The sequence below is a fragment of the Chromobacterium sp. CCUG 76385 genome (assembly GCF_059916625.1).
Genome location: NZ_JAUCGU010000025.1, coordinates 1 through 25,133, shown reverse-complemented (window position 1 = coordinate 25,133; position 25,133 = coordinate 1). Strand labels below are relative to the sequence as shown.

Below are 25,133 nucleotides of genomic sequence, written 5' to 3'. Positions count from 1 at the left end.
TTTAACAATGCGCCGCAGCCAGCATGCCGGATAATAAGCCTTTTATATCAGTATCGGCTTATCATCATGCGCTCCATCCGACACAAGCTCATGCTGCTGACGGCGGCCTCCATTCTGGTGGCCACCCTCAGCGTCACCATTCTCGCTTGCCTGAATATCCGCAACCACGCCTACGACGAGGCCAAACGCGAAGTCACCCAGGTGCAGCAATTGCAAGGCGGCTTGGTGTCGGAATGGCTGATGGTGCGCAAGAATCTGATCGGCGCCAGCCTCAGCCGCGCCGGCGATCCGCAGGCCAGCTACTATCTGCAGCAGATCGCCAAGGGCGGCGGTTTCAACATCATCTACGCCGGCCACGGCGACAGCGGCGAAATGTTCTACTCCGTGCCCGGCCGCGCCAAGCCCAGCGCCGAATACCAGCCGGCGCAGCGGCCGTGGTACCAGCAGGCCAAGGCCGCCGGCGGCGTGATCGTCACCGATCCGTACAAAGACTCCGAGCCGGAAACCAAGGACAAGCTGGTGATCACCATCGCCGACAAGGCGCCGGGCCAGGAAATCGTCGTCGGCGGCGACATCCTGATCGAGAAGCTGGTGAAGTCGGTGCTGGACATCAAGCTGGCGGGCGACGGCCACGCCTTCCTGCTGACCCGCCAGGGCAAGGTCATCGCCTATCCCAAGCCGGGCCAGGAGCTGAAGCCGATTGGCGAGTTGATCCCGGCTTTGGACGACAACCGTTTCCAGCAACTGGTGAACAGCGGCGAAGTGACGCCGCTGGAGATCGAGGGCAAGACCTTCCTGGTGGTGCTGCGCCAGGTGCCGGGCACCGATTGGGTGCTGGCGGTGGCGGCGGACGAAGCCGCGGTGCTGGCGCCGGTGACGCAGCTGATCTGGCTGATCGCCGGCGGCGTGGCTGTGGTGCTGCTGGTGCTGGTGTCGCTCAGCTCCGGTTATCTGGCCAAGCTGTTGCGCGGCCTGGTCCAGGTGCGCGACGCGATGCAGGAGATCGCGCAGGGCGAGGGCGATCTGACCCGCCGCATCGATGTGCAAGGCGATGACGAAGTGGCGCAGACCGCCAAGGCGTTCAACCTGTTTGTCGGCCGTTTGAACGGCATGTTCCGCGAACTGCGCGACGAGGCCGAGCAACTGGCGCAAGGCGTGATCGAAGTCGGCGGCGCGGTCAAGCAGGTGGCCGACGACTCGCATCGCCTGGCCGATATTTCCAGCTCCAACGCGGCGGCGATTGAAGAAGTGACCGTCAGCATCTCGCACATCGCCGATGCGACGCGCGAAACCGATTCGCTGGCGCGCAACACCGGCGAGCACTCGCGCGAGAGCGCCGGCGACATGCAGCGCATCAGCACCGAGATGGAGCATACCAGCCAGTCCGTAGGCGAGCTGTCTGCGCTGCTGGGCTCGCTGGAGCAGCGCTCGCAGGAGATTTCCAAGATCACCAGCGTGATCAGCGACATCGCCGATCAGACCAATCTCTTGGCGCTGAACGCGGCCATCGAGGCGGCCCGCGCCGGCGAACAGGGCCGCGGCTTCGCCGTGGTGGCGGACGAGGTGCGCAAACTGGCGGAGCGCACCGGCAAGGCGACGGTGGAAATCAGCGATATGGTGGAGAACATCCTCAGCGAAACCGGCAAGGCGGTGGGCAATATGCAGCGCACGGTGGGCGCGGTGGATACCAGCGTGGAACTGACCAGCCAGGCGCGCGGCCGCCTGATCGCCATCAGCGACGCCATGCAGCAGGTGATAGACAAGATCGGCGACGTGGCCTTGTCCACCAGCGAGCAGCACAACGCCACCACGGCGATGGCGCAAAGCACCGAGTCGATCAACAACCAGATTCTGGATTCCGACGCCGCGCTGCAGGGCGCGATGCAGACGCTGGAGGATTTGCGTCGCGTGGCGCGCACCATGCAAGACGCGTTTGGACGTTTCAAGCTATAACAAGATCGAGCAGCAGCCGGCCGGCAGTGTGGCGGAAGCGACATGTCGGCTGGTTATTGCTTGTCTGCTGGTCAGGATGTTGGATTATTTTGCTTACGACTGGTCGCGCAATTTGTAACTGTGATTTACAATTTGCCGCGTTTTGAGGCTCGCTGCCAGCGCAGGTTCTGCGCGGGCGGTGTGGGGCCGGCCCATCGTCGATGAAAAGCGCAATGCCATGAAATCCATCCGAAGCAAGATCGCCCTGCTGTTGGCGCTGGCCATACTGGTCGCCACCTGCGCCACAGCCGTCAGCGCCTATCTGAAATTCCGCAGCAATCTGTCCGACAGCATCGATGCCCAGCTCGATCTGGCCATCAGCGGACAGCAGCGCTTCGTCTCCAATTGGCTGGAGCAGCGCCGGCAGATCATTTCCAGCGCGGTGCGCCATGGCGGAGAAGCCGATCCCACCCTCTATCTGCAGCAGCTGGCCGAGGCCGGCGGCTATATCCAGATTTTCGTCGGCGACGGCGACACCAAGGGCATGGTCTATTCCATCCCCGGCAAGCAGAAGCCCAGCCCCGAATACGATCCCGCTTCGCGCGGCTGGTTCAAGACCGCCAAGGCCAAGGGCGGCGTCATTGTCACGCCGCCATACAAGCCCGCCAGCGCCACCATCAACGATCTGGTCATCACCGTGGCCCAGGCCTTGCCGGCCGGCAACAAGGTGGTCGGCGGCGACATCGCCATCGGCCAGTTGGTGAAATCGGTCTTGTCCGTGTCTTTGCCGGGCAATGGCTTTGTATTCCTGATGGGCAAGGATGGCAAACTGATCGCCTATCCCAAGGCCGATACCGCGCTCAAGCCGCTGTCCGACTTGATGCCGGGCATGGATGCCGACCACATCGCCAGCCTGTTGGACAAAAAGGAAGCGGCCGAGGTGGAGCTGGACGGCGGACGCCGCCTGCTGCGCCTGAGCCAGGTGGAGGGCAGCGACTGGGTGCTGGGCGTGGTGGTGGACAGCGAACTGCGCGATGCGCCGCTGCGGCAGATGATGGTCGATATGGTGATCGAACTGCTGGTGGTGCTGGTGGTGATGCTGCTGCTGGCGGGTTCGTATCTGGGGCGTTTGCTGAAGGGCTTGATCCAGGTGCGCGACGCGCTGCGCGAGATTTCGCAAGGCGAGGGCGATCTGACCCGCCGCATCCGCGCGGAAGGGGAAGACGAGGTGGCGCAGATGGCCGAGGCCTTCAACCAGTTCGTCGAGCGATTGAACCGCATGTTCCGTGAACTGCGCGGCGAAGCCGAACAGCTGACCCAGGGCGTGATCTCCGTCGGCGCGGTGGTGGCCAAGGTGGCCGAGGATTCGCATGCGCTGGCCGATATTTCCAGCTCCAACGCGGCGGCGATTGAAGAAGTGACCGTCAGCATCTCGCACATCGCCGACGCCACCCGTGAAACCGACGAGCTGGCGCGCGATACCGGCGCCCATTCCCAGGCCAGCGCCGAGGAGCTGCAGCGCATCAGCGGCGAGATGGCGCGCACCAGCCTGTCGGTGGGCGAGCTGGCCGGCCTGCTGGCGGCGCTGGAGCAGCGTTCGCAGGAGATTTCCAAGATCACCAGCGTGATCCGCGACATTGCCGATCAGACCAATCTGCTGGCCCTGAACGCCGCGATCGAAGCCGCGCGCGCCGGGGAGCAGGGCCGCGGCTTCGCCGTGGTGGCCGACGAGGTGCGCAAGCTGGCGGAGCGCACCGGCACGGCCACGGTGGAGATCGGCAATATGGTGCAGAACATTCTGTCCGAAACCGGCAAGGCGGTGGGCAATATGGAGCGCACCATCCAGTCGGTGGACAGCAGCGCCAGCCAGACCGAACAGGCGCGTTCACGGTTGGTGGACATCACCCGCGCGATGGGGCAGGTAGTGGACAAGATAGGCGATGTCGCCCTGTCCACCGGCGAGCAGCACAACGCCACCACGGCGATGGCGCAGAGCACCGAGTCGATCAACAACAAGATCCTCGATTCCGATGCCGCCCTGCAGGAGGCGCAGCAAACGCTGAATGCGCTGGATGGGGTGGCGCGCAGCATGCAACAGGCGTTCAGCCGCTTCAAATTGTAAAAATCAGATGGTTTGATTTGCCACGCCAGCCCTTGGGCTGGCGTTTTTCATGCTCAGACGGGAAAATGGACGGCGTGATGCGTATCGGACAAGAAAAAGGCTGACAATGAACAAGCTGTTGTTACCGCTGTTGCTGCTGGGCATGGCCGGCTGCTCCATGATTCCCACCCAGGAAGGCTACGCGCAAAAGGTATATCGCTGGCAGGGCCGCGACGCCAACGAAATGTTGAGCGTATGGGGGCCGCCCACCAAGACCATGCAAATGCCCAATGGCAATACGCTGTATTCGTATGTGAAAGAAAGCACGGTGCAGCAACCGCTGACCGAGAATACCCGTTACGAGCCCGGCACCAAGGTGACCGTCACCGACAACAACGGCCAAGCCAAGGTGATCGAAACGCCGGGGCGTTGGGTCAGCAATGGTTTCAGCGGCGGCGGCACCTACCAGTACCGCTGCGCCACCAATTTTGTGGTCGACAAGAAAACGCAGGAAGTGCTCAGCGTCAGCTTCGAGGGCAACGACTGCGTCGCCCCCTTGCAGCGTTAAAGCCTATTTTTTCAGCGCGGGCAGTTGCCACTGCCCCTTGCTTTCGAACGGCAGGTCCGCCACACCGTTCAGCCCTTGCAACTGGCCGTGGACATCGTAGTCCAGCTTGCCGCCCGGCAACTGCTGCCAGTTGGCCAGCTGGCGTATCCAGCCCGCCAACGAGGTTCGCACCTGCAGCTGCACCTGGCCTTCGCCGTTGGCCGGGATGGAGATCGGCTGATCGCTCATGCCGGTACCCAGTTTCTCGCCGGCCACCATTACTTCGAAGGTCAGGCCATTGGCTTTCAGGGGGATAGAGTTGGGGTTGCTGATGCGCAGCGTCACCAGAAAGTTTTGTTCGAACAGCGTGCTCTTGCCCGGTTCGATATTGCTGAGGCTGACTTGCGGTTTTTTCAGGCCCATGCTGCCGCAGCCGGCAAGCAGCAGCATCAGCAGCGTGGTGGCGATCCATTTCATGAGGCGGTGATCCAATTTGCAATGGCGAAAGCGCATTCTACTGGCAGCGCATGTCGCATTGTGTAAATGCATTGTGCGGAATTGTTAGCGTGCCAGCGCGCAAAAGCAACAGGCCATCTAAAGGATGGCCTGTTGCTTTTGCGGCTGCGTTCGCCAAAAACGCCTCTTCGGCGTCGGCTTCGCCCTGGCTTGCGGCGAGCGGATGGTCATCCCATTCGTTCCAGTCCTGCAGTTCAGCCCACAGCGCCTGTTTTTGCGCATGGCGCTGTCCGGAGCGGCTGGCCGCATGCGCCCCGCCTTTTTTCAATATCGGCGCGCAAGCCAGCGGATTGCGCGGTTTGATCGTATGCATGATTGTCCTTGTTGAGAATGCGCCGTGCGGCGCGCAGGCGATGTTGTGCCCGGCTGCGGCTGGCGTCAAGCAGGCAGCAAAAAGCCGCCCGGAGGCGGCTTGGCGGGCGGACGTCAGTCACACCATCAGGCTGGCCACCTTGGTGGTGATGATGTCCACGGCCGGGTCATTGGCGCCGTGCGGCAGGATCACATCGGCGAAGCGCTTGGTCGGCTCGATGAACTGATTGTGCATCGGGCGCACCGTGGTCAGGTATTGCTCGATCACGTTTTCCATGGTGCGGCCGCGCTCGGCGATGTCGCGCTTGAGGCGGCGGATGAAGCGGACGTCGGAATCGGTATCGACGAAGATTTTCAGCGACATCATTTCGCGCAGCGCGGCGTCGTACAGCGGAAACAGGCCTTCGATCACGATCACCGGCGCCGGTTGCACGGTGACGGTCTGGTCGGAGCGGGTGTGGTTGGCGAAGTCGTACACCGGCATCTCGATGGCGCGGCCGTTGCGCAGATCATCGATATGCGAGATCAGCAGCGGCCAGTCGAACGCCTGCGGGTGGTCGTAGTTGGTGCCCAGGCGCTGCTCGAAAGTCAGGTGGCTCTGGTCGCGATAGTAGTAGTCCTGGATGATTACCGCCGCCATCTCGGAACCAATGGTTTCCAGCACCTTGTTGGTAACCGTGGTTTTGCCGCTGCCGCTGCCGCCAGCAACGCCAATGATGAACGGGGTGCTCATGTTCGGATTTCCTTGATGTAATGAAAATATAAAAAACGCGCCATTCTAATGACTTATGGCGCGTTGTTCCACTCGATTTGCGACACCTTTCGACCACGATTCATCAAGCAGGCCTGTTATTTTCCTGTTCGGCCGCCCGATACCACTCCTGCATGGCCTGCAGGCTGAGAATATGGCGCACGTAAGCCTGGGAAGCCGGAGGCAGCGCGACGTTATAGGTTTGGAAGCGGGTGCAGATCGGCGCGAAGAAGGCGTCGGCGATGGTGAAATGGCCAAACAGGAAATCGCCGTCGGCGATATGGCTGGCGCGGTGTTCTTCCCATAGCGAAATGACGCGCGCGATGTCGGCCTCCACCGCCGGCGAGCTTTCGTAATCGATCTGCCGCAGGGTGATGTCCATGGACAAACTGCGCCGGAGCGCCTCAAAGCCGGAATGGATTTCCGCCACGATGGAGCGGGCGACGGCGCGCAGCTTGGCGTCGTCCGGCCACAAGCGCGCGGCGGGAAAGCACTCGGCCAGATATTCGCAGATGGCCAGCGAATCCCAAACCCGCAGCTTGCCGTCCACCAGCACCGGCACTTTGCCGGCCGGATTGGCGGCCAGGATGCGCGCCTTGGTGTCGGACAGGAACAGGTCGATCTGCTGTTCCTTGAACGGCTCGTCCAGCATCTTCAGCACCAGCCAGGGACGCAGCGACCAAGAGGAGTAGTTCTTGTTGCCAATGATGAGGGTGAACATGGCGGCTCCGTGTCGGTTGCCGGCCCAGCGCCGGCGCGTATTCGCCGATGATAAACCCGCTGCGCCGGATTGACACGCGCCGCCATGACGAAGGCCCCGCTTGGCGGGGCCTTGATGCGAAAGTGGTTTATTCCACCTCGTCTATCCATGCCTGCTGAATCGCCTCCAGCACGCGCTCGCCGCCGCGGCTGTGGTCGTCGTCAAAGCCGGGCAGGTCCACCACCCAGTTGTGCAGATCGACGAAGCGCACGGACTTGGGGTCTACCTCGGGATGGGTTTCGGCCAGTTCGATGGCGATGTCGTTAACGTCGGTCCATTTCATGCTGCTTGCCCTCCCTTCAATGGTGCTCTCTGGCGTGGTTGATCGTGTACTTGGGAATTTCGATGACCAGGTCTTCGTCGGCGACGATGGCCTGGCAGGACAGGCGCGATTGCGCTTCCAGGCCCCAGGCCTTGTCCAGCAGATCTTCTTCCAGCTCGTCGGCCTCGTTCAGCGAATTGCCGCCTTCGCGCACGATGCAGTGGCAGGTGGTGCAGGCGCAGGACATCTCACAGGCATGCTCGATTTCGATGTCGTGGGCGAGCAGCGCGTCGCAGATGCTTTGTCCGGTTTCGGCGTTGTCGATCACCGCGCCCTCGGGGCACAGGTCGGGATGGGGCAGAACAATGATTCGCGGCATGGCGAGTCCTTACAAATCGGTAATCTTGTGGCCCTTCAGCGCGCGGCGGATGTTGCGGTCCATGCGGCGGGCGGCGAAGGTTTCGGTGGCGTGGTTCAGCGCGGCGCTGGCTTCGTTGACGCGGCGGGTCTCGGCGGCCGCGATGGCGGCGTCAACGGCGGCGACGGCGGCTTCCACGGCGGCGCGTTCGGACTCATCCAGCAGATCGCCGTCCTGTTCCAAGGCGTTGCGTGTCGCGTCGCGCAGGCTTTCGGCATCGACGATGGCCTCGCGCAGCTTGCGCGCCTCGATGTCTTCCTGCACGTTGGCCATGGAGTCGGTCAGCATGCGGCTGATTTCGTCGTCGGACAGGCCGTAGGACGGCTTGACCTCGATGCTGGCTTCCACGCCGGAAGTCTGCTCGCGCGCGGTGACGGACAAGAGGCCGTCGGCATCGACCTGGAAAGTGATGCGGATGCGCGCGGCGCCGGCCACCATCGGCGGGATGCCGGTCAACACGAACTTGGCCAGGCTGCGGCAGTCGGAGACCAGCTCGCGTTCGCCCTGCAGCACGTGGATGGACATGGCGGTCTGGCCGTCCTTGAAGGTGGTGAAGTCCTGCGCGCGCGCCACCGGGATGGTGCTGTTGCGCGGGATGATCTTCTCGGTCAGGCCGCCCATGGTCTCGATGCCCAGCGACAGCGGCAGCACGTCCAGCAGCAGCCACTCGTCGTCCTGCTTGTTGCCGGCCAGCACATTGGCCTGGATGGCGGCGCCCAGCGCCACCACCTTGTCCGGGTCCAGATTGGTCAGCGGGGCGCGGCCAAAGTAGTCCGCCACAGCTTTTTGCACGTGCGGCATGCGGGTGGCGCCGCCCACCATCACCACGCCCTGGATGTCCTCGGGCGTGATCCTGGCGTCGCGCAGGGCCTTGCGCACCGGCTGCAGCGTCTTGTCCACCAGCGTCTTGGTGATGGCATGCAGCGTGGCCTGGTCCAGCTCCAGGTCCAGCGACTGGCCGTCCGACAGGATGGCGGTGATGCGGGTGCTGGCGTGGTCGGTCAGCGCTTCCTTGGCTTCGCGGGCGCGGGTGTGCAAGAGGCGCATGTCGTGGGCCGACAGGCCGGACAGGCCGGCCGATTCCAGCATCCAGCAGAATACGCGGTGGTCGAAGTCGTCGCCGCCCAGGGCCGAGTCGCCGCTGGTGGCCAGCACCTCGAATACGCCGCGGGTCAGCTTCAGGATGGACACGTCCAGCGTGCCGCCGCCCAGATCGTAGACGACGTAGGTGCCTTCGCTGGCGTTGTCCAGGCCGTAGGCGATGGCGGCGGCGGTGGGTTCGTTGAGCAGGCGCAGCACATTGAGGCCGGCCAGGCGCGCGGCGTCCTTGGTGGCCTGGCGCTGGGCATCGTCAAAGTAAGCCGGCACTGTGATGACCGCGCCGGTCAGCTCGCCGCCCAGGCTGGCTTCGGCGCGGTCTTTCAAGGCGCGCAGGATGTCGGCCGACACTTCCACCGGACTCTTGACGCCGGCGCGGGTGACCAGTTGCACCATGCCCGGCGCGTCCACGAAACGATAAGGCAGGCTGCCGATGTCCTTGATGTCGCTGATGCCGCGGCCCATGAAGCGCTTGGCCGAAACCACGGTGTTGTGCGGATCGCGGTTCTGCTCGCGCTGGGCGTCGTAGCCCACAGCCAGCACGCCTTCGTCGCCATAGCGCACCACCGACGGCAGCAGGCTGCGGCCATGCTCGTCCGGCAGGATGACGGAGGCGCCGCTGCGGACGGTGGCCACCAGCGAATTGGTGGTGCCAAGGTCTATGCCAACGGCCAGGCGGTGTTGGTGGGGAGCGGCGGAGAGGCCGGGTTCGGCGATTTGCAGTAAGGCCATGTCGTGATCTTTATGTCGTTGCTCAGGGCGGCGTCGCGAAGGGAGCTCAGTCCAGCAGGCTCTCGATGGCGTCGCCGATTTCCTGGTCCAGCTTTTCCATGAAGCGCAATTTTCTCACCAGAACGGCCGCGCAGTCCAAGTCGCCGCGCGCGTCCAGCGCCGTTTCCAGCTCGGCCTGCATGGCCTTGACCTCGCCGCGCAGCCGGCGCGACAACGACTCCAGCGCGTCCATGCTGGCGCGGGCGTCGTCTATGTCCTCGCGCCATTCCATCTGCGCCATCAGGAAATCCGCCGGCATCCGGGTATTGTTCTCTTCCTGGGTGTCGACGCCGGACAGCTGCAACAGGTAGCGTGCGCGGTTCAGCGGCGACTTGAGGGTTTGATACGCCTCGTTGACGCGGGTGGCCAGCATCAGCGCGCTGCGCTTCTCGGCGTCGCCGGCGCTGGCATAGCGGTCCGGGTGAACCTGGGCGGCGGCGGCGCGCCAGGCGGCGTCAAGCGCGGCGGCATCCTGCGCGAAACGGCGCGGCAGGCCGAACAGGGCGAAGAAGTCCTGATTGAAATCGTGGTTCATCTATGCGTCCGGAGCGAAGGGAGGAGCCGGAAAAACACAGGCGGAGCATGACGGCTTGCGCGTCCAAGCTCCGCCCGGCGACGGTATCGGCAATCAGACGTTGAAGCTTTCGCCGCAGCCGCACTCGTTCTTGACGTTGGGGTTGTTGAACTTGAAGCCTTCGTTCAAACCTTCCTTGGCGTAGTCCAGCTCGGTGCCGTCCAGATAGGCCAGGCTCTTGGCGTCGGTGAAGATCGCCACGCCGTGGCTTTCGAAACGCACGTCGTCGCTGTTTTCGACATCGACGAATTCCAGCTTGTAGGCCATGCCGGAGCAACCGGAGGTTTTCACACCCAGGCGCACGCCCAGGCCTTTGCCGCGCTTGGCGATAAAGGCGCTGATATGGGCGGCGGCGCGTTCGGAAAGAGTCAGTGCCATCGGTCGCCTCCGCTTACTTGCCGTGCTTCTGCTTGTAGTCTTCCACCGCGGCCTTGATCGCGTCTTCGGCCAGGATGGAGCAGTGGATTTTCACCGGCGGCAGCGCCAGTTCTTCGGCGATGGCGGTGTTCTTGATCGTCAGTGCCTCGTCCAGAGACTTGCCCTTCACCCACTCGGTCACCAGCGACGAGGAGGCGATGGCGGAACCGCAGCCGTAAGTCTTGAACTTGGCGTCTTCGATCACGCCGTCGGCGCCGACCTTGATCTGCAGCTTCATCACGTCGCCACAGGCCGGCGCGCCGACCATGCCGGTGCCGATGCTGTCGTCGCCCTTGTCGAACGAGCCGACGTTGCGCGGATTTTCGTAGTGATCCAACACTTTTTCGCTGTATGCCATTTTCTTGCTCCTGCAAGGCCGCGGCGACTAGGCCGCCGCGGCCGGTAACTGGTTATCGGCTCAATGCGCCGCCCATTGAACGCTGTTCAGGTCCACGCCGTCCTTGTACATCTCCCACAGCGGCGACAGTTCGCGCAGCTTGCCGATCTTGGACTTCAACAGCGCGATGGCGTAGTCGATTTCCTCTTCGGTGGTGAAGCGGCCCAAGGTGAAGCGGATGGAGCTGTGCGCCATTTCGTCGTTGCGGCCCAGGGCGCGCAGCACGTAGGACGGCTCCAGCGAGGCGGAGGTGCAGGCGGAGCCGCTGGACACGGCCAGGTCCTTGATGGCCATGATCAGGCTTTCGCCCTCGACGAAGTTGAAGCTGACGTTGAGGTTGTGCGGCACGCGCTGGTCGATGTCGCCGTTGATGTACACCTCTTCCATGTCCTGGATGCCGTTCCACAGCCGGTCGCGCAGCATGCGGATGCGCTCGTTCTCGCTGTCCATTTCCTCGCGGGCGAGGCGGAAGGCTTCGCCCATGCCGACGATCTGGTGGGTGGCCAGGGTGCCGGAGCGGAAGCCGCGCTCATGGCCGCCGCCGTGCATCTGCGCTTCCAGGCGCACGCGCGGCTTGCGGCGCACGTACAGCGCGCCGATGCCCTTGGGGCCGTAGGCCTTGTGCGCGGACAGGCTCATCAGATCCACCTTCAGGGTGTTCAGGTCGATCTTGACCTTGCCCGGCGCCTGGGTGGCGTCGACGTGGAAGATGATGCCTTTTTCGCGGCAGATCTCGCCGATCTGCGGAATATCCTGGATCACGCCGATTTCATTGTTCACGTACATCACGGACACCACGATGGTATCCGGACGGATGGCCGCCTTGAAGGCGTCGATGTCCAGCAGGCCGTTTTCCTGCACGTCCATATAGGTCACTTCGAAGCCCTGGCGCTCCAGTTCGCGACAGGTGTCCAGCACCGCCTTGTGCTCGGTCTTGACGGTGATGATGTGCTTGCCCTTGCTCTTGTAGAACTGGGCCGCGCCCTTGATCGCCAGGTTGTCGGACTCGGTGGCGCCGGAGGTCCAGACGATTTCTTTAGGGTCGGCTCCGATCAGCTTGGCCACTTCGGCGCGCGCGTTTTCGACGGCCTCTTCCGCTTCCCAGCCGAAGCTGTGGCTGCGCGAGGCGGGGTTGCCGAACTTGCCGGTCAGATAGGGAATCATCTTTTCGGCGACGCGCGGGTCCACCGGGGTGGTGGCCGAGTAATCCAGATAGATCGGTAGCTTGAGCTGGCTCATACATTATCTCCGCAAGATTTTCAGGCGCTTACAGGGCGCTGCCGGCGGCGGCTGCGTGCTTGCTGCCGCAGCTGTCGCGCTTGTCCTGCACCACGCTGGTTTCCTTGGCGTGCTCTTCCTGGGCGTGCTGTTGCTCCACCAGGCTGGCGAGGCTCACCTTGGACAAGTAATCGAAAATGGTGACGTTGAGGTTGGTCCACAAGTCATGGGTCATGCAGCGCTGGCTGCCGCGACAGTTTTCGCGGCCGCCGCATTGGGTGGCGTCCACCGGCTCGTCGACGGCGACGATGATGTCGGCCACCGAGATGTCCTGGATTTCTTTGGCTAGGGTGTAGCCGCCGCCGGGGCCGCGCACGCTGTCAACCAGCTCGGCGCGGCGCAGTTTGCCGAACAGTTGTTCCAGGTAGGACAGCGAGATGTTCTGGCGTTCGCTGATGCCGGCCAGCGTGACCGGGCCGCGCTCCTCGCGCATGGCCAGATCCAGCATGGCGGTGACGGCGAAGCGTCCTTTGGTGGTGAGGCGCATGATGTTCTGTTCCGGTGGGTGGTTGTCGCCATTATACTCAATATCCGACTATTTTAGTCAAGTATTGTGAGGCCGATCCCGGTCACCGGAAGGTCAAAGTTGAGCATTTTACTTGGTTTAAGCCGGACGGGGCTATGGATTTTTAGTGTTTGTCCATGCGCTTGTGTAAAATCGCTGCAATATCGGGACGGTTGTGCCGCTGTCGGCATGCGTGGGGAATCGCCACGCGGCGGCAGACGATGCCGCCGCCATGTCCACCCTGCGGGGAAGCGCGAGGATACAAGCACAATGCACAAGGTCGTCATCAGCGGCACGGGGTTGTTCACCCCGCCCCATGCCGTCAGCAATGAGGAGTTGGTCGAGGCGTTCAACACCTTCGTCCGCAACCATAACGCGGCTCATCAGGCCGAAATCGAAGCCGGCGCGCTGGAGCCGCTGGCCGAATCCAGCGCCGAATTCATCGAGAAGGCATCCGGCATCAAGCAACGCTTTTTGATGGACAAGAGCGGCGTGCTCGATCCGGCCAGGATGACGCCGTATCTGCCGGAACGGCCCAACGAAGAGCTGTCGCTGCAGGCCGAGATGGCCGTGGCCGCTGCCCGCCAGGCCATGGAAGCGGCCGGCCGCAGCGCCGCCGACATCGACATGGTGATTGTCGCCTGCTCCAATATGCAGCGGCCGTATCCGGCGATGGCGGTCGAGGTGCAGCAGGCGCTGGGCATAGCCGGCTATGCCTTCGATATGAATGTGGCCTGCTCGTCGGCCACCTTCGGCATCCAGACCGCCGTCAATGCGGTGGCCACTGGCCAGGCGCGGGCGGTGCTGATGGTCAATCCGGAGATCTGTTCCGCCCACCTGAACTTCCGCGACCGAGACAGCCACTTCATCTTCGGCGACGCCTGCACCGCCGTGCTGCTGGAGCGCGCCGACGCGGCGATCTCGGCGCAGCGCTACGAAGTGCTCGGCTGCAAGCTGGCCACGGTGTTTTCCAACAATATCCGCAATAATTTCGGCTTCCTGAACCGGTGCGACGAAAGTGGCGTCGGCCAGCCCGACAAGCTGTTTGTGCAGCAGGGGCGCAAGGTATTCAAAGAAGTATGCCCGATGGTTGGCGAGCATATCGTCGCCCATCTGGAGTCTTTGGACATTGAGCCGTCGGCGGTGCGCCGTTTCTGGCTGCATCAGGCCAACCTGGCGATGAACCAGCTGATCGCCCGGCGCGTGCTGGGGCGCGAGGCCGACGCGGTGGAGGCGCCGGTGATTCTGGACCGTTACGCCAACACTAGTTCCGCCGGTTCGGTGATTGCCTTCCATCTGCATTCCAATGATTTGCAAGCCGGCGATGTTGGCGTCATCAGTTCTTTCGGGGCGGGCTATTCCGTCGGCTCCGTGGTGTTGCGCAAACGGTGAGCGCGGCTCCGCTGAAGTGCCTGCAACGGCCGACAATGCCATAAAAAAGCCAGAGGGCGCTTGTCAAAAGCGCCCTCTGTGCATAATGTATCCCCACCAGCCGAATCCAAGATTTCGGTTCAATAGCAAAAAAGACCCAACTGATGGTCTGTACAAAGGGAAGGGAAACATTTATGCAAGCTTTCAAAAAGCTTTTGGTGCTTGGCGCGTTCGCGGGAACTTCATTGGCGGCGCATGCCGCCGGCACCCTGGTGTTCTGTTCCGAGGGCAGCCCGGCCGGTTTCGATCCGGGCCAATACACCTCCGGCACCGATTTCGACGCCTCGGCCGAAACCGTGTTCAACCGTCTGGTGCAATTCCAGCGCGGCGGCACCAAGGTGATTCCGGGCCTGGCAGAAAAGTGGGAAGTGTCGGCCGATGGCCTGACCTACACCTTCAATCTGCGCAAGGGCGTGAAGTTCCAGACCACCGACTACTTCAAGCCGACGCGCGAATTCAACGCCGATGACGTGGTGTTCACCTTCGACCGGATGCTCAACAAGAACAATCCGTTCCGCAAGGCTTACCCGACCGAGTTCCCGTACTTCACCGACATGGGCATGGACGAAAACATCGTCAAGGTCGAGAAGGTGGATCCGTACACCGTCAAGTTCACGCTGAAGAAGATCGACGCCGCCTTTGTGCAAAACCTGGCGATGAGCTTCGCCTCGATCCAGTCCGCGGAATACGCCGACAAGCTGCTGAAGGACGGCAAGCCGCAGCTGATCAACCAGCAGCCGGTGGGCACCGGTCCGTTCATCTTCAAGCGCTACCAGAAGGATGCGCAGATCCGCTTTGCCGCCAACAAGGATTACTGGGACAAGGCTGATGGTCCGAAGGTGGACAATCTGGTGTTCGCGATCACCACCGACGCCTCGGTGCGCTACCAGAAGCTGAAGGCCGGCGAGTGCCAGATCACCACCTATCCGCGTCCGACCGACATCGCCGCGATGAAGGCCGATCCGAAGATGAAAGTGATCTCCCAGGCCGGCTTCAACCTGGGCTACCTGGCCTACAACGTCAAGCACAAGCCGCTGGACAAGCTGGAAGTGCGCGAGGCGCTGGACATGGCCATCAACAAGAAGGCCATCCTGCAGGCGGTGTACCAGGGCGCCGGCCAGGCGGCCACCAACCCGATGCCGCCGACCCAGTGGTCGTACAACAAGAACCTGAAGGACGCGCCGTACGACGCGGCCAAGGCCAAGGCCCTGCTGGCCAAGGCGGGCTACCCCAACGGCTTCGACATCACCCTGTGGGCGATGCCGGTGCAGCGTCCGTACAACCCCAATGCCAAGCTGATGGCGGAAATGATCCAGTCCGACTGGGCCAAGATCGGCGTCAAGGCCAAGATCACCTCCTACGAGTGGGGCGAGTATCTGAAGCGCGCCAAGGCCGGCGAGCATGACTCCATGCTGATCGGCTGGACCGGCGACAACGGCGATCCGGACAACTGGCTGGGCGTGCTGTTCGGCTGCGACGCCATGAACGGCAACAACTTCTCCAAGTTCTGCTACAAGCCGTTCGAAGACCTGATCCAGAAGGGCAAGAGCACCGCTAACGTCGCCGAGCGCACCAAGCTGTACATGAAGGCGCAGGAGATCGTGAAGCAGCAAGTGCCGCTGACCACCATCGCCCACTCCACCGTCAATCAGCCGATGCTGAAGTCGGTGCAGGGCTTCAAGGTCAGCCCGTTTGGCCTGAACTCCTTCTATGGCGTCAGCGTCAAGTAAACCTTGCCTGAACCAGGCATGACCATGGCGGCGGGGCCTAGCTCCGCCGCTTGCAACAAGTGCCGGCCTCATCAGCAATCCATGTAGAGAGAGCGGTGGTCCGGCATGGCAGTATCTGCACGGGAATCAAGGTAGAAGCTAGAAGCAAGGCCAGGGCAAGGCAGCCGGCATGACGCCGGTTTGACCTGCGTCAATCCCTCGCGGCGGTCGGACTGATATCGTCTGTTTCGCCGGAGTGGTGGATGCAGCTAATGCTGGTGGGTGGTTTAGTTGCCGTCCGCCGCCCGGCACCCTGTCCTCTTTACGTCGCGCCTCGCGCGGCGGCCCAGTTCTCTCCCCGTATTTCCCCGTGTCGATTTCCTGCTCGCCATGTCTCTAGCAGTCAGACGGCGCGCGCGATGTTGGCATCGTCCGCGCCCGGGAGAGTTATCCATGTTTTCATTCATCTTGCGCAGGCTGGGCCTTCTGGTGCCCACCTTTTTCGGCATTACGCTGCTGACATTCGGCCTGATCCGCATGATTCCCGGCGACCCGGTGGAAGTGATGGTGGGCGAGCGCACGCTCGACCCCAAGATGCACGCCGAGGCGCTGCACCGTTTGGGCTTGGACAAGCCCTTGTACGCCCAGTATTTCGACTACATAGTCAATCTGCTGCATGGCAACCTGGGCGAGTCGCTGGTGACCAAGAGCAGCGTCTGGACCGAGTTCAAAACGCTGTTCCCCGCCACGCTGGAGCTGGCGCTGTCGGCGCTGCTGTTCGCCATCGTGTGGGGGCTGCTGGCCGGCGTGCTGGCGGCGATCAAGCGCGGCTCGCTGTTTGATCACGGCGTGATGGGCATCTCGCTGACCGGCTTTTCCATGCCCATCTTCTGGTGGGGCCTGATCCTGATCATGTTCTTCTCGGTCAAGCTGGGCTGGACGCCGGTATCGGGCCGCATGGACCTGATGTTCGACATTCATCCGCGCACCGGCTTCATGCTGATCGACAGCTGGCTGGCCGAGTCGGCCGACCCCGAGGGCAATGCCGGCGCGTTCAAGAGCGCGTTGAGCCACCTGATCCTGCCGTCCATCGTGCTGGGCACCATTCCGCTGGCGGTGATCGCCCGGATGACCCGTTCGTCCATGCTGGAAGTGCTGCGCGAAGACTACGTGCGCACCGCGCGCGCCAAGGGCCTGTCTCCGGCCCGCGTCATCTTCATCCACACCCTGCGCAACGCGCTGATCCCGGTGCTGACGGTGATCGGTCTGCAGGTGGGCACGTTGATGGGCGGCGCGGTGCTGACCGAGACCATCTTCTCCTGGCCCGGCATCGGCAAATGGCTGATCGACGCCATCGGCCGCCGCGACTACCCGGTGGTGCAGAACGGCATCCTGATGGTGGCCACGCTGGTGATCGTCACCAACTTCATCGTCGACATCCTGTACGGCATCGCCAATCCGCGCATCCGTCACGCCAAGTAAGCAGGGACGCAATATGAGCCAAACCAAGCAAACCGCGGCCGCTCAGCCGGCCGACCTGGCGCTGTCCTATCCGTCTCCGCTGAAGGAGTTCTGGCAGGGCTTTTCCCACAACAAGGGCGCGGTCGCCGGCCTCGTCTTCGTGGTCTTCATCGTCACCTGTGCGCTGCTGGCGCCGCTGCTGGCGCCGTACAGCCCGATCGAGCAGTATCGCGACCACCTGCTGACCCCGCCGTCCTGGGAGGCCGGCGGCAGCATGCAATTCCTGTTCGGCACCGACGAGCTGGGCCGCGACATCCTGTCGCGCCTGATCTACGGCGCGCGGCTGTCGCTGTTCATCGGCCTGATGTCGGTGGTGATGGCGCTGGTGCCGGGCGTGATCCTGGGCTTGCTCGCCGCCTTCTTCCCCAAGGTGCTGGGCGCGTCCATCATGCGCCTGATGGACATCATGATGGCCCTGCCGTCGCTGCTGCTGGCGGTGGCCATCATGGCCATCCTCGGCCCCGGCCTGACCAATGCGATGATCGCCATCGCCACGGTTTCGCTGCCGGCCTATGTGCGCCTGACGCGCGCCTCCGCCATGACCGAGCTGAACCGCGACTACGTGGTGGCTTCGCGCGTGGCGGGCGCCGGCCTGTTCCGCTTGATGTTCGTGACCGTGCTGCCGAACTGCATGGCGCCCTTGATCGTGCACGCCACCATGAGTTTCTCCTCCGCGATTCTGGAAATCGCCGCGCTGGGCTTCCTGGGCCTGGGCGTGCAGCCGCCGACCGCCGAGTGGGGCACCATGCTGGCCTCGGCCCGCGACTACATCGAGAGCGCGTGGTGGGTGGTGACCTTGCCCGGCCTGACCATCCTGCTATCGGTATTGGCGATCAACCTGATGGGCGACGGCCTGCGCGACGCGCTGGACCCGAAACTGAAGCGCGCCGCCTGAGGATAAGAATATGAGTCTGTTGCAAATCAAGAATCTGTCCGTGGAGTTCGGATCGGAAAAAAATCCGTTCCGCGCGGTGGAAGGGCTGGAGCTGTCGGTCGATCAGGGCGAGATCGTCGGGATTGTCGGCGAGTCCGGTTCCGGCAAGTCGGTCACCATGATGGCCATGATGGGCCTGTTGGAAGGGCAGGGCCGCATCGTCGCCGACGAATTGTCCTTCGACGGCAAGGATCTGCTGACCATCTCGGCGCGCGGCCGCCGTAAGATCGTCGGCAAGGATATCTCGATGATCTTCCAGGATCCGATGACGGCGCTGAACCCCAGCTACACCGTCGGCTACCAGATCATGGAAGTGCTGAAGGTGCATCAGGGCCTGCGCGGCGCGGCGCTGAAGGCGCGCGCGCTGGAGCTGATGCAGCTGGTGGAGATTCCCGCCGCCGCCACCCGTCTGGACGCGTATCCGCACCAGCTGTCCGGCGGCATGAGCCAGCGTGTGGCCATCGCCATGGCTATCGCCTGTAATCCCAAGCTGTTGATCGCCGACGAGCCGACCACCGCGCTGGACGTCACCATTCAGGCGCAGATCATGGAACTGCTGGTGTCCTTGCAGAAGAGCCAGAACATGGCCCTGATCCTGATCACCCACGATCTGGCCGTGGTGGCCGAAGTCGCGCAGCGGCTGGTGGTGATGTATGCCGGCCAGGTGGCGGAGATGGGCACGGTGCCGGAAATCTTCCGCCATCCGACTCACCCGTACACCGAGGCCTTGCTGATGTCCATTCCGGAGCACAGCAAGGGCGCGCGCCGCCTGTCCACGCTGCCGGGCATCGTGCCGGGGCAGTACGACCGCCCTAGCGGTTGCCTGTTGTCTCCGCGCTGCCCGTACGCGCAGGACAATTGCCGCAGCCAGCGGCCCGGACTGACCGCCCATGCGCATGGCGCGGTGCGTTGCCACTACCCGTTGCCGGCCAAGGAGAAGCAGCATGGCTAAGGTTTTGCAAGCAAGGGATCTGACCCGTTACTACGATGTGGCGCAGGGCATGTTCAAGCCCAAGGCGCAGGTGAAGGCGCTGGCTGGCGTTTCGTTTGAACTGGAAGCCGGCCGCACGCTGGCGGTGGTGGGCGAGTCCGGCTGCGGCAAGAGCACGCTGGCGCGCCAGCTGACGCTGATCGAGCAGCCGACGTCCGGCTCGCTGCTGTTGGACGGCCAGGATGCCGCCCAGGCCGGCAGCGCCGAACTGAAAGCCATGCGCCGCAAGGTGCAGATGGTGTTCCAGAACCCTTACGGCTCCTTGAATCCGCGCCAGAAGATAGGCGATCAGCTGTCGGAGCCGCTGTTGATCAATACCGATCTGTCGGCCAAGGCGCGCGAGGAAAAAGTGCGCGCCATGATGACGCGGGTCGGTCTGCGTCCGGAGCACTACTTCCGCTATCCGCACATGTTTTCCGGCGGCCAGCGCCAGCGCATCGCCATCGCCCGCGCCATGATGCTGAACCCGAAGATCGTGGTGGCGGACGAGCCGACCTCGGCGCTGGACGTATCGATTCAGGCGCAGGTGCTGAACCTGTTCATGGATTTGCAGGAGGAGTTCAACACCGCCTATGTGTTCATCTCGCACAACCTGGCGGTGGTGGAGCACGTGGCCAATGACCTGATGGTGATGTATCTGGGCCGCGCGGTGGAGGTGGGCGACAAGTCCCGCGTCTACGGACGCCCCTTGCATCCGTACACCCAGGCGCTGTTGTCGGCCACGCCGTCCATCCATCCGGAGGATCGCCGCATCAAGATCAAGATCGAGGGCGAATTGCCGAGTCCGCTCAATCCGCCGTCCGGCTGCGCGTTCCACAAGCGCTGCCCGCACGCCAATGAGCGCTGCAAGGCCGAAGTGCCGCAGTTGCGCGAGCTGGATCAGCGCATGGTGGCCTGTCACCGCGCGGAAGAGATCAACGGCTGAGTTCCATCGCGCACGTCAGCCCGCAATGGCCACCGTTGCGGGCTTTTCATTTTTCGCCGGCATGTGCGGCTACACTGAAAGCTCACCCACTACGGAGGCGGATCATGCATCTTCACCCTTATCTGCACTTCAACGGCCAGGCCGAGCAGGCGCTGAATTTCTACCGCGAGGCGCTGGGCGGCCAGATCGCCATGCTGATGCGTTACGCCGACGCGCCCAAGGATATGCCGTCGATGGGCGGCATCGATCCGAACTGGGTGATGCACGCCAGACTGACTTTCGGCGCCAATGCGCTGATGATTTCAGACACCGACCGGCCGGTGGCGTCTGGCCAGCAGATCACGCTGTCGATCAACCTGGAGGGCGACACCGCGGCGGCGGAAAGGGTTTTTGCCGCGCTGAGCACAGGCGGCCAGGTGACGATGCCGCTGAGCAAAACGTTCTGGAACGCGCTTTTTGGCTGCTTTAGTGATAAATTCGGCGTCAGCTGGATGGTCAACTGCCAATTATGATCTTTTCTTGACGGCCCTCCCGGCGCGGCAGTTTTTTGCCGCGTCGCACAAAAATTCCTTTACCACCCCGCCTTCGCGAGATACATTCGCCATGGAACACGCACTCAAAGCCCGAGGAAAACGTCAATTGAAACGAGCCGTCTATGCCGGCAGCTTTGACCCGGTGACCAATGGCCACTTGTGGATGATACGAGAGGCGGTGGAATTGTTTGACGAGCTGATCGTCGCCGTTGGCGTCAATCCCGACAAGCATTGCACTTTCAGCGCAGAGCAGCGGGTTGCGCTGCTGCGCGAGGTGACTGCCGGATTCAGCAAGCTGAGAGTCGAGGTCTTCGAAAATCAGTTTCTGGTGAATTACGCGCAAAGCGTCGGTGCCAACTATATCGTCCGGGGCATCCGCACCGCCAGCGACTACGAATACGAGCGCACGATGCGCTATATCAATTCCGACCTGCATCCGGACATCACCACCTTGTTCCTGCTGCCGCCGCGCGAGTACGCCGAGGTATCCTCGACCATGGTCAAGGGGCTGATCGGGCCGCGCGGCTGGGAGGGTGTGATTCGCCAGTACCTGCCGGAGCCGGTGTACCGCAAGATGCTGGAGATGTATTCCCCGCAATAGGCCTTATAATGCAGGCCTGAACCGAATGTCGCGCCAGCCCTCGGCTGGCGCTTTGCTTTGCCGCTTCGAGGATTTTTCATGCAGGATGTCAGCGCCTTCGCCAACCGTCTGGCCAAGAACTACAAGCATTACGCCAAATGGGCGCGCCGTCAGGGGCTGGATGCCTGGCGGGTCTACGATAAGGACGTGCCGCAGTTTCCGTTCGCCGTCGACCTCTACGGCGGCAAAGTGCATCTGCAGGAATACGACACCGGCTGGGAAATGGGCGACGACGAGTATCGCGCCTGGATCGACGCGGTGGCCGCGGCCATCGAGCAGGTGACCGGCATCCCGGCCGCGGCGGTGACGCTGAAGAACCGCCGCAGGCAGAAGGGGGTCAGCCAGTACGAGAAAGTGGGCCGCGAGGGAGACGACTTTGTGGTCGAAGAGTTCGGCCAGCGCTTCATCGTCAATCTGGACCGCTATCTGGACACGGGTTTGTTTCTGGACCACCGCAATACCCGCAAGCGGGTGCGGGAAGAGGCGGCCGGCAAACGTTTCCTGAACCTGTTCGCCTACACTGGCAGTTTCACCGTCTATGCCGGCGCCGGCGGCGCGGTCAGCTCGGAAACCGTGGACATGTCCAATACCTACCAGGATTGGTCGCGCCGCAATTTCGAGCTGAACGGCCTGGACCTGGACAAGCACCAGCTGGTCCGCGCCGATGTGTTCCAGTATCTGGAGCAGGCGGTGGACGAGGGCAAACAGTTCGATCTGATCGTGATGGACCCGCCCACCTTCTCCAACTCCAAGAAGATGCGCGACATCCTGGACGTGCAGCGCGACCACGTCTGGCTGATCGACTACGCCATGGCCTTGCTGGCGCCGGGGGGCTGGCTGTATTTCTCCAATAATCTGCGCACTTTCCAGTTGGACCAGCGGCTGAGCGACGATTACCAGATCCGCGACCTCAGCGCGCAATCGGTGCCGGAAGACTTCCGCAATCGCAAGATCCACCAGTGCTGGCGCATCAGCCGCGCTTGATGGGCGCATCGCGCTGATTGTAAAACGTTTTTACGCGAACTTTCTCCTGCGCCGTCCACTCGAATAGCACAGCGCGTTTCCGCATGGAGCCGCCGACTGGCCAGCCGGCGGCCTGTGTGTCGCCTTGCCGCGCGCGGCAAGATGCGGAATGCGCCATGCCTTCCTTTCATCATCGGTCTGTCTGTGTCGCGGCGCGTGCGCGCTTTCGCTCAAAACGACAACAGGAGAAACGATGATCCAGCTTGATTTCTACGGCACCCTGGTGGCTGCCTCTCTCGTCCTGCTGCTAGGGCGCAAACTGGTCGCCCATACCGGCGTGCTGCGCACATATAACATTCCCGAACCCGTCGCCGGCGGCCTGGTCGTCGCCGCCTGCCTGCTGGCCTTGCGCCAGTTTTCCGGCATAGAGGTCCGTTTCGACACCTCGCTGCAAACGCCGCTGATGCTGGCCTTTTTCGCCGCCATCGGCCTGAACGCCAACCTGGCCAGCCTGAAGCAGGGCGGCAAGACGGTAGGCATCTTCCTCGGCGTGGTGGTCGGCCTGTTGCTGGTGCAGAACACCCTGGGCGTGGCCGTGGCCAGCGCGCTGGGGCTGGACCCGCTGATGGGACTATTGGCCGGTTCGATCACGCTGTCCGGCGGCCATGGCACGGGCGCGGCATGGAGCGGCACCTTCAGCGACACCTATGGCCTGGCTTCTGCCGCCGAGCTGGCGATGGCCTGCGCCACTTTCGGCCTGGTGCTGGGCGGCTTGATCGGCGGCCCGGTGGCGCGCTTCCTGGTCAAGCGGGTCAAGACGCCGGGCGCGGAGCACAATAGCGACCAGCCGCCGCAGGGCTTCGAGCAGCCGGACGCGCAACGCCTGATCACGCCGCATTCCTTCATCGAGACGCTGGCGCTGATCGCCGTCTGCCTGCTGGGCGGCACCTTCATCGGCTCGCTATTGAAGGGAACAGCGTTCGAGCTGCCCACTTTCGTTTGCGTGCTGTTCGTCGGCGTGCTGATCAGCAACGGCCTGGCGGCGCTCGGTTGGTACAAGATCTTCGAGCGCGAGGTGTCGGTGCTGGGCAATGTCAGCCTGTCGCTGTTCCTGGCGCTGGCCTTGATGTCGCTGCGGCTATGGGACCTGGCGGCGCTGGCGTTGCCTATCTTCGCGTTGCTATTGCTGCAAACGATGGCGATGGCGCTGTACGCGGTGTTCGTCACCTTCCGCATGATGGGGCGCAACTACGACGCGGCGGTGTTGGCGGCCGGCCATTGCGGCTTCGGCCTGGGCGCCACGCCCACCGCCATCGCCAATATGCAGGCGGTGACCGAGCGCTTCGGCCCGTCGCATCTGGCCTTTCTGGTGGTGCCGATGGTGGGCGCCTTCTTCATCGATATCGTCAACGCCATCGTGATCAAGCTGTATCTGGCGTTGCCGTTCATCGGCTGACAGGGTCGGGGCTATCGGGGAAATAGAAAAATTCAACCAGGGCGATGGCTTGCAATGGGCTTGCCGCGCTCATATGTTGATCTCAAGACGGTCCGCCGCTGGCGGGCCACACGATAGCGAAAGAGAGCAGCTATGTCTTATATCAACCTCACCGCCGACAATTTCAACGCCAATATGAAGGAAGAGGGGCTGGTCATCCTCGACTTCTGGGCGCCATGGTGCGGTCCTTGCAAGATGTTCGGCCCGGTATTCGAGGCGGCTTCAGAGAAGCACGCCGACGTCGTGTTCGGCAAGATCAATACCGAAGACGAGCGCGACTTGGCCAGCCATTTCAATATCCGCTCCATTCCGACGCTTATCGCCATCAAGGATGGCATCATGGTGTTCAACCAGGCCGGCGCGATGATGGGCGCCCAGTTCGAGCAGCTGATCCAGGGGCTGCGCGAGCTGGATATGGATAAGGTGAGGGCGGATATCGCCAGCCAGCAAGAATGACAGGATGGCGGCAGGCGGTGGATGTAATGTGAGACGATAGGGCAGGCGAGGGCGCATTGCCCTATTCTTATTATGTGGTATTGCGCCGAAGCTGAAGCGCGTTCGGCTGGGAGGCATCATGAAGCGTTGGAGTGTGCTATTGCTGTTGTGGGGGCAAGCGGCGCTGGCCAGTTGCCCGTCTCTGCTCAATTACACGGTGCCCGGTCTGATGGGGGGCGAAATCAATCTCTGCCAGTATGCGGACCGGCCGGTGCTGGTGGTCAATACGGCCAGTCACTGCGGCTTCACCCCGCAGTTCACCCAGCTGGAGTCGTTATATAAGCAGTACGGGCCGCGCGGCCTGATGGTCATCGGCTTCCCGAGCAACGATTTTTATCAGGAACTGGACAAGCCGAGCGAGATCGGCGCGTTCTGCCAGGCCAACTATGGCGTGACCTTTCCGATGGCCGGCAAGGGGCATGTCCGGGGCGGCGACGCCCAGCCTTTCTTCAAGGCGCTGATCGCCGCCACCGACGACGCGCCGATGTGGAATTTCCACAAGTATCTGATCCTGCCGGGCGCCAGCAAGGTCATCAGCATCAATACCCGCACCAAGCCCGACGCGCCGGAGGTGGTGGACGCTTTTCTGCCTTATTTGAAGCCCGCTGCGGCACAATCCTCCGCTCAAACACAGCCTTGAAGCCTGCCTTGAATAGCGCCGCCGCCAGGCGGCGTTGTCTTTTCTTTTAATCGCGTCATTTCAGTTTTCTTTCAAATCAGCGGCTTGCAGGGCTGTGGCGAAGAAATCTCACTTTTTCTCGCAAAAGGTGTTGACGAGGTGCAGGCCCGGGCGTATAGTTCGCCTCCTCAGCTGACGCAGCGAACGAAACAGCGGAAACGAAACGGTTTCCGGTGCG

General features: G+C 62.7%; 27 protein-coding genes. 15 read left to right on the top strand and 12 right to left on the bottom strand.

The genetic code is table 11. The annotated features are described in order from the left end of the window. Window positions 1-66 precede the first annotated feature (66 nt). The 3 genes from QUG01_RS15050 (at window position 67) to QUG01_RS15040 (ending at window position 4,601) form a co-directional block, all read left to right on the top strand. A complete protein-coding gene (locus QUG01_RS15050; RefSeq protein WP_500830841.1) occupies window positions 67-1,953 on the top strand; it encodes a methyl-accepting chemotaxis protein in 1,887 nt (628 codons plus the stop codon). 217 nt (window positions 1,954-2,170) lie between these two features. Then, window positions 2,171-4,054: a methyl-accepting chemotaxis protein gene (locus tag QUG01_RS15045; protein WP_500830840.1), complete on the top strand. Its 1,884-nt coding sequence runs from the start codon at window positions 2,171-2,173 to the stop codon at window positions 4,052-4,054. A gap of 106 nt (window positions 4,055-4,160) precedes the next feature. Beyond that, on the top strand, window positions 4,161-4,601 hold the full coding sequence (locus QUG01_RS15040) for a hypothetical protein (RefSeq protein WP_043624873.1): 441 nt from the start codon (window positions 4,161-4,163) through the stop codon (window positions 4,599-4,601). Between the two features lie 3 nt (window positions 4,602-4,604). On the opposite strand, the gene QUG01_RS15035 is transcribed toward QUG01_RS15040, so the two are convergent. The 12 genes from QUG01_RS15035 to iscR all read right to left on the bottom strand — a co-directional run bounded on the left by QUG01_RS15035 (window position 4,605) and on the right by iscR (window position 12,621). Next, window positions 4,605-5,057: an LEA/WHy family protein gene (locus tag QUG01_RS15035; RefSeq protein WP_500830839.1), complete on the bottom strand. Its 453-nt coding sequence runs from the start codon at window positions 5,055-5,057 to the stop codon at window positions 4,605-4,607. A gap of 37 nt (window positions 5,058-5,094) precedes the next feature. Beyond that, on the bottom strand, window positions 5,095-5,409 hold the full coding sequence (locus QUG01_RS15030; RefSeq protein ID WP_500830838.1) for a hypothetical protein: 315 nt from the start codon (window positions 5,407-5,409) through the stop codon (window positions 5,095-5,097). Window positions 5,410-5,526: 117 nt separating this feature from the next. Further along, the gene (gene udk, locus QUG01_RS15025; protein WP_043628282.1) at window positions 5,527-6,141 is read right to left on the bottom strand and encodes a uridine kinase; all 615 of its coding nucleotides are present in this window, start codon (window positions 6,139-6,141) and stop codon (window positions 5,527-5,529) included. A 103-nt stretch (window positions 6,142-6,244) separates the two neighbouring features. Then, window positions 6,245-6,880 (bottom strand): glutathione S-transferase family protein, encoded by a 636-nt coding sequence (locus QUG01_RS15020; protein WP_500830837.1) that lies wholly within the window; start codon window positions 6,878-6,880, stop codon window positions 6,245-6,247. A 127-nt stretch (window positions 6,881-7,007) separates the two neighbouring features. Beyond that, on the bottom strand, window positions 7,008-7,202 hold the full coding sequence (gene iscX, locus QUG01_RS15015) for a Fe-S cluster assembly protein IscX (protein ID WP_261172749.1): 195 nt from the start codon (window positions 7,200-7,202) through the stop codon (window positions 7,008-7,010). 16 nt (window positions 7,203-7,218) lie between these two features. Continuing rightward, window positions 7,219-7,560: an ISC system 2Fe-2S type ferredoxin gene (gene fdx / locus QUG01_RS15010; RefSeq protein WP_071109699.1), complete on the bottom strand. Its 342-nt coding sequence runs from the start codon at window positions 7,558-7,560 to the stop codon at window positions 7,219-7,221. Window positions 7,561-7,569: 9 nt separating this feature from the next. Continuing rightward, window positions 7,570-9,429, bottom strand: a complete 1,860-nt coding sequence (gene hscA / locus QUG01_RS15005; RefSeq protein WP_500830836.1) for a Fe-S protein assembly chaperone HscA — start codon at window positions 9,427-9,429, stop codon at window positions 7,570-7,572. Between the two features lie 46 nt (window positions 9,430-9,475). After that, a complete protein-coding gene (gene hscB, locus QUG01_RS15000) occupies window positions 9,476-10,003 on the bottom strand; it encodes a Fe-S protein assembly co-chaperone HscB (protein ID WP_500830835.1) in 528 nt (175 codons plus the stop codon). A gap of 93 nt (window positions 10,004-10,096) precedes the next feature. Further along, window positions 10,097-10,420, bottom strand: a complete 324-nt coding sequence (iscA, locus tag QUG01_RS14995; RefSeq protein WP_043628271.1) for an iron-sulfur cluster assembly protein IscA — start codon at window positions 10,418-10,420, stop codon at window positions 10,097-10,099. A 13-nt stretch (window positions 10,421-10,433) separates the two neighbouring features. Next, window positions 10,434-10,817 carry a Fe-S cluster assembly scaffold IscU gene (gene iscU / locus QUG01_RS14990; RefSeq protein WP_021478299.1) on the bottom strand — a complete coding sequence of 128 codons (384 nt, stop codon included), beginning with the start codon at window positions 10,815-10,817 and terminating at the stop codon, window positions 10,434-10,436. Window positions 10,818-10,877: 60 nt separating this feature from the next. Then, a complete protein-coding gene (locus tag QUG01_RS14985; RefSeq protein ID WP_500830834.1) occupies window positions 10,878-12,095 on the bottom strand; it encodes an IscS subfamily cysteine desulfurase in 1,218 nt (405 codons plus the stop codon). Window positions 12,096-12,123: 28 nt separating this feature from the next. Then, entirely contained in the window at window positions 12,124-12,621 is a 498-nt protein-coding gene (gene iscR / locus QUG01_RS14980; protein ID WP_500830833.1) for a Fe-S cluster assembly transcriptional regulator IscR, read from the bottom strand. A 288-nt stretch (window positions 12,622-12,909) separates the two neighbouring features. Between iscR and QUG01_RS14975 the strand changes: the two genes are divergently transcribed. From QUG01_RS14975 to QUG01_RS14920, 12 genes are all read left to right on the top strand, one after another. Further along, the gene (locus QUG01_RS14975; protein ID WP_500830832.1) at window positions 12,910-14,031 is read left to right on the top strand and encodes a beta-ketoacyl-ACP synthase III; all 1,122 of its coding nucleotides are present in this window, start codon (window positions 12,910-12,912) and stop codon (window positions 14,029-14,031) included. A 173-nt stretch (window positions 14,032-14,204) separates the two neighbouring features. Beyond that, the gene (locus QUG01_RS14970) at window positions 14,205-15,800 is read left to right on the top strand and encodes an ABC transporter substrate-binding protein (protein WP_199154561.1); all 1,596 of its coding nucleotides are present in this window, start codon (window positions 14,205-14,207) and stop codon (window positions 15,798-15,800) included. A 432-nt stretch (window positions 15,801-16,232) separates the two neighbouring features. Then, window positions 16,233-17,261, top strand: a complete 1,029-nt coding sequence (locus QUG01_RS14965) for an ABC transporter permease subunit (protein WP_071109704.1) — start codon at window positions 16,233-16,235, stop codon at window positions 17,259-17,261. Window positions 17,262-17,274: 13 nt separating this feature from the next. Continuing rightward, window positions 17,275-18,195 (top strand): ABC transporter permease subunit, encoded by a 921-nt coding sequence (locus QUG01_RS14960; RefSeq protein ID WP_500830831.1) that lies wholly within the window; start codon window positions 17,275-17,277, stop codon window positions 18,193-18,195. Window positions 18,196-18,205: 10 nt separating this feature from the next. Beyond that, window positions 18,206-19,186: an ABC transporter ATP-binding protein gene (locus QUG01_RS14955; protein ID WP_103318139.1), complete on the top strand. Its 981-nt coding sequence runs from the start codon at window positions 18,206-18,208 to the stop codon at window positions 19,184-19,186. Then, window positions 19,179-20,150 carry a peptide ABC transporter ATP-binding protein gene (locus tag QUG01_RS14950; protein WP_500830830.1) on the top strand — a complete coding sequence of 324 codons (972 nt, stop codon included), beginning with the start codon at window positions 19,179-19,181 and terminating at the stop codon, window positions 20,148-20,150. Before QUG01_RS14955 ends, QUG01_RS14950 begins: the two co-directional genes overlap by 8 nt. Before the next feature lie 104 nt (window positions 20,151-20,254). Then, window positions 20,255-20,662 (top strand): VOC family protein, encoded by a 408-nt coding sequence (locus tag QUG01_RS14945; RefSeq protein WP_500830829.1) that lies wholly within the window; start codon window positions 20,255-20,257, stop codon window positions 20,660-20,662. A gap of 91 nt (window positions 20,663-20,753) precedes the next feature. After that, window positions 20,754-21,284: a pantetheine-phosphate adenylyltransferase gene (coaD, locus tag QUG01_RS14940; protein ID WP_043628250.1), complete on the top strand. Its 531-nt coding sequence runs from the start codon at window positions 20,754-20,756 to the stop codon at window positions 21,282-21,284. Window positions 21,285-21,362: 78 nt separating this feature from the next. After that, window positions 21,363-22,307, top strand: a complete 945-nt coding sequence (locus QUG01_RS14935) for a class I SAM-dependent methyltransferase (RefSeq protein WP_500830828.1) — start codon at window positions 21,363-21,365, stop codon at window positions 22,305-22,307. Window positions 22,308-22,539: 232 nt separating this feature from the next. Next, on the top strand, window positions 22,540-23,742 hold the full coding sequence (gene gltS / locus QUG01_RS14930; protein ID WP_500830827.1) for a sodium/glutamate symporter: 1,203 nt from the start codon (window positions 22,540-22,542) through the stop codon (window positions 23,740-23,742). Between the two features lie 132 nt (window positions 23,743-23,874). After that, window positions 23,875-24,237, top strand: a complete 363-nt coding sequence (gene trxA, locus QUG01_RS14925; protein ID WP_500830826.1) for a thioredoxin — start codon at window positions 23,875-23,877, stop codon at window positions 24,235-24,237. A 118-nt stretch (window positions 24,238-24,355) separates the two neighbouring features. After that, window positions 24,356-24,916, top strand: coding sequence for a glutathione peroxidase (locus QUG01_RS14920; RefSeq protein WP_307909905.1), 561 nt, complete (start codon window positions 24,356-24,358; stop codon window positions 24,914-24,916). The last annotated feature ends 217 nt before the right edge of the window (window positions 24,917-25,133 follow it).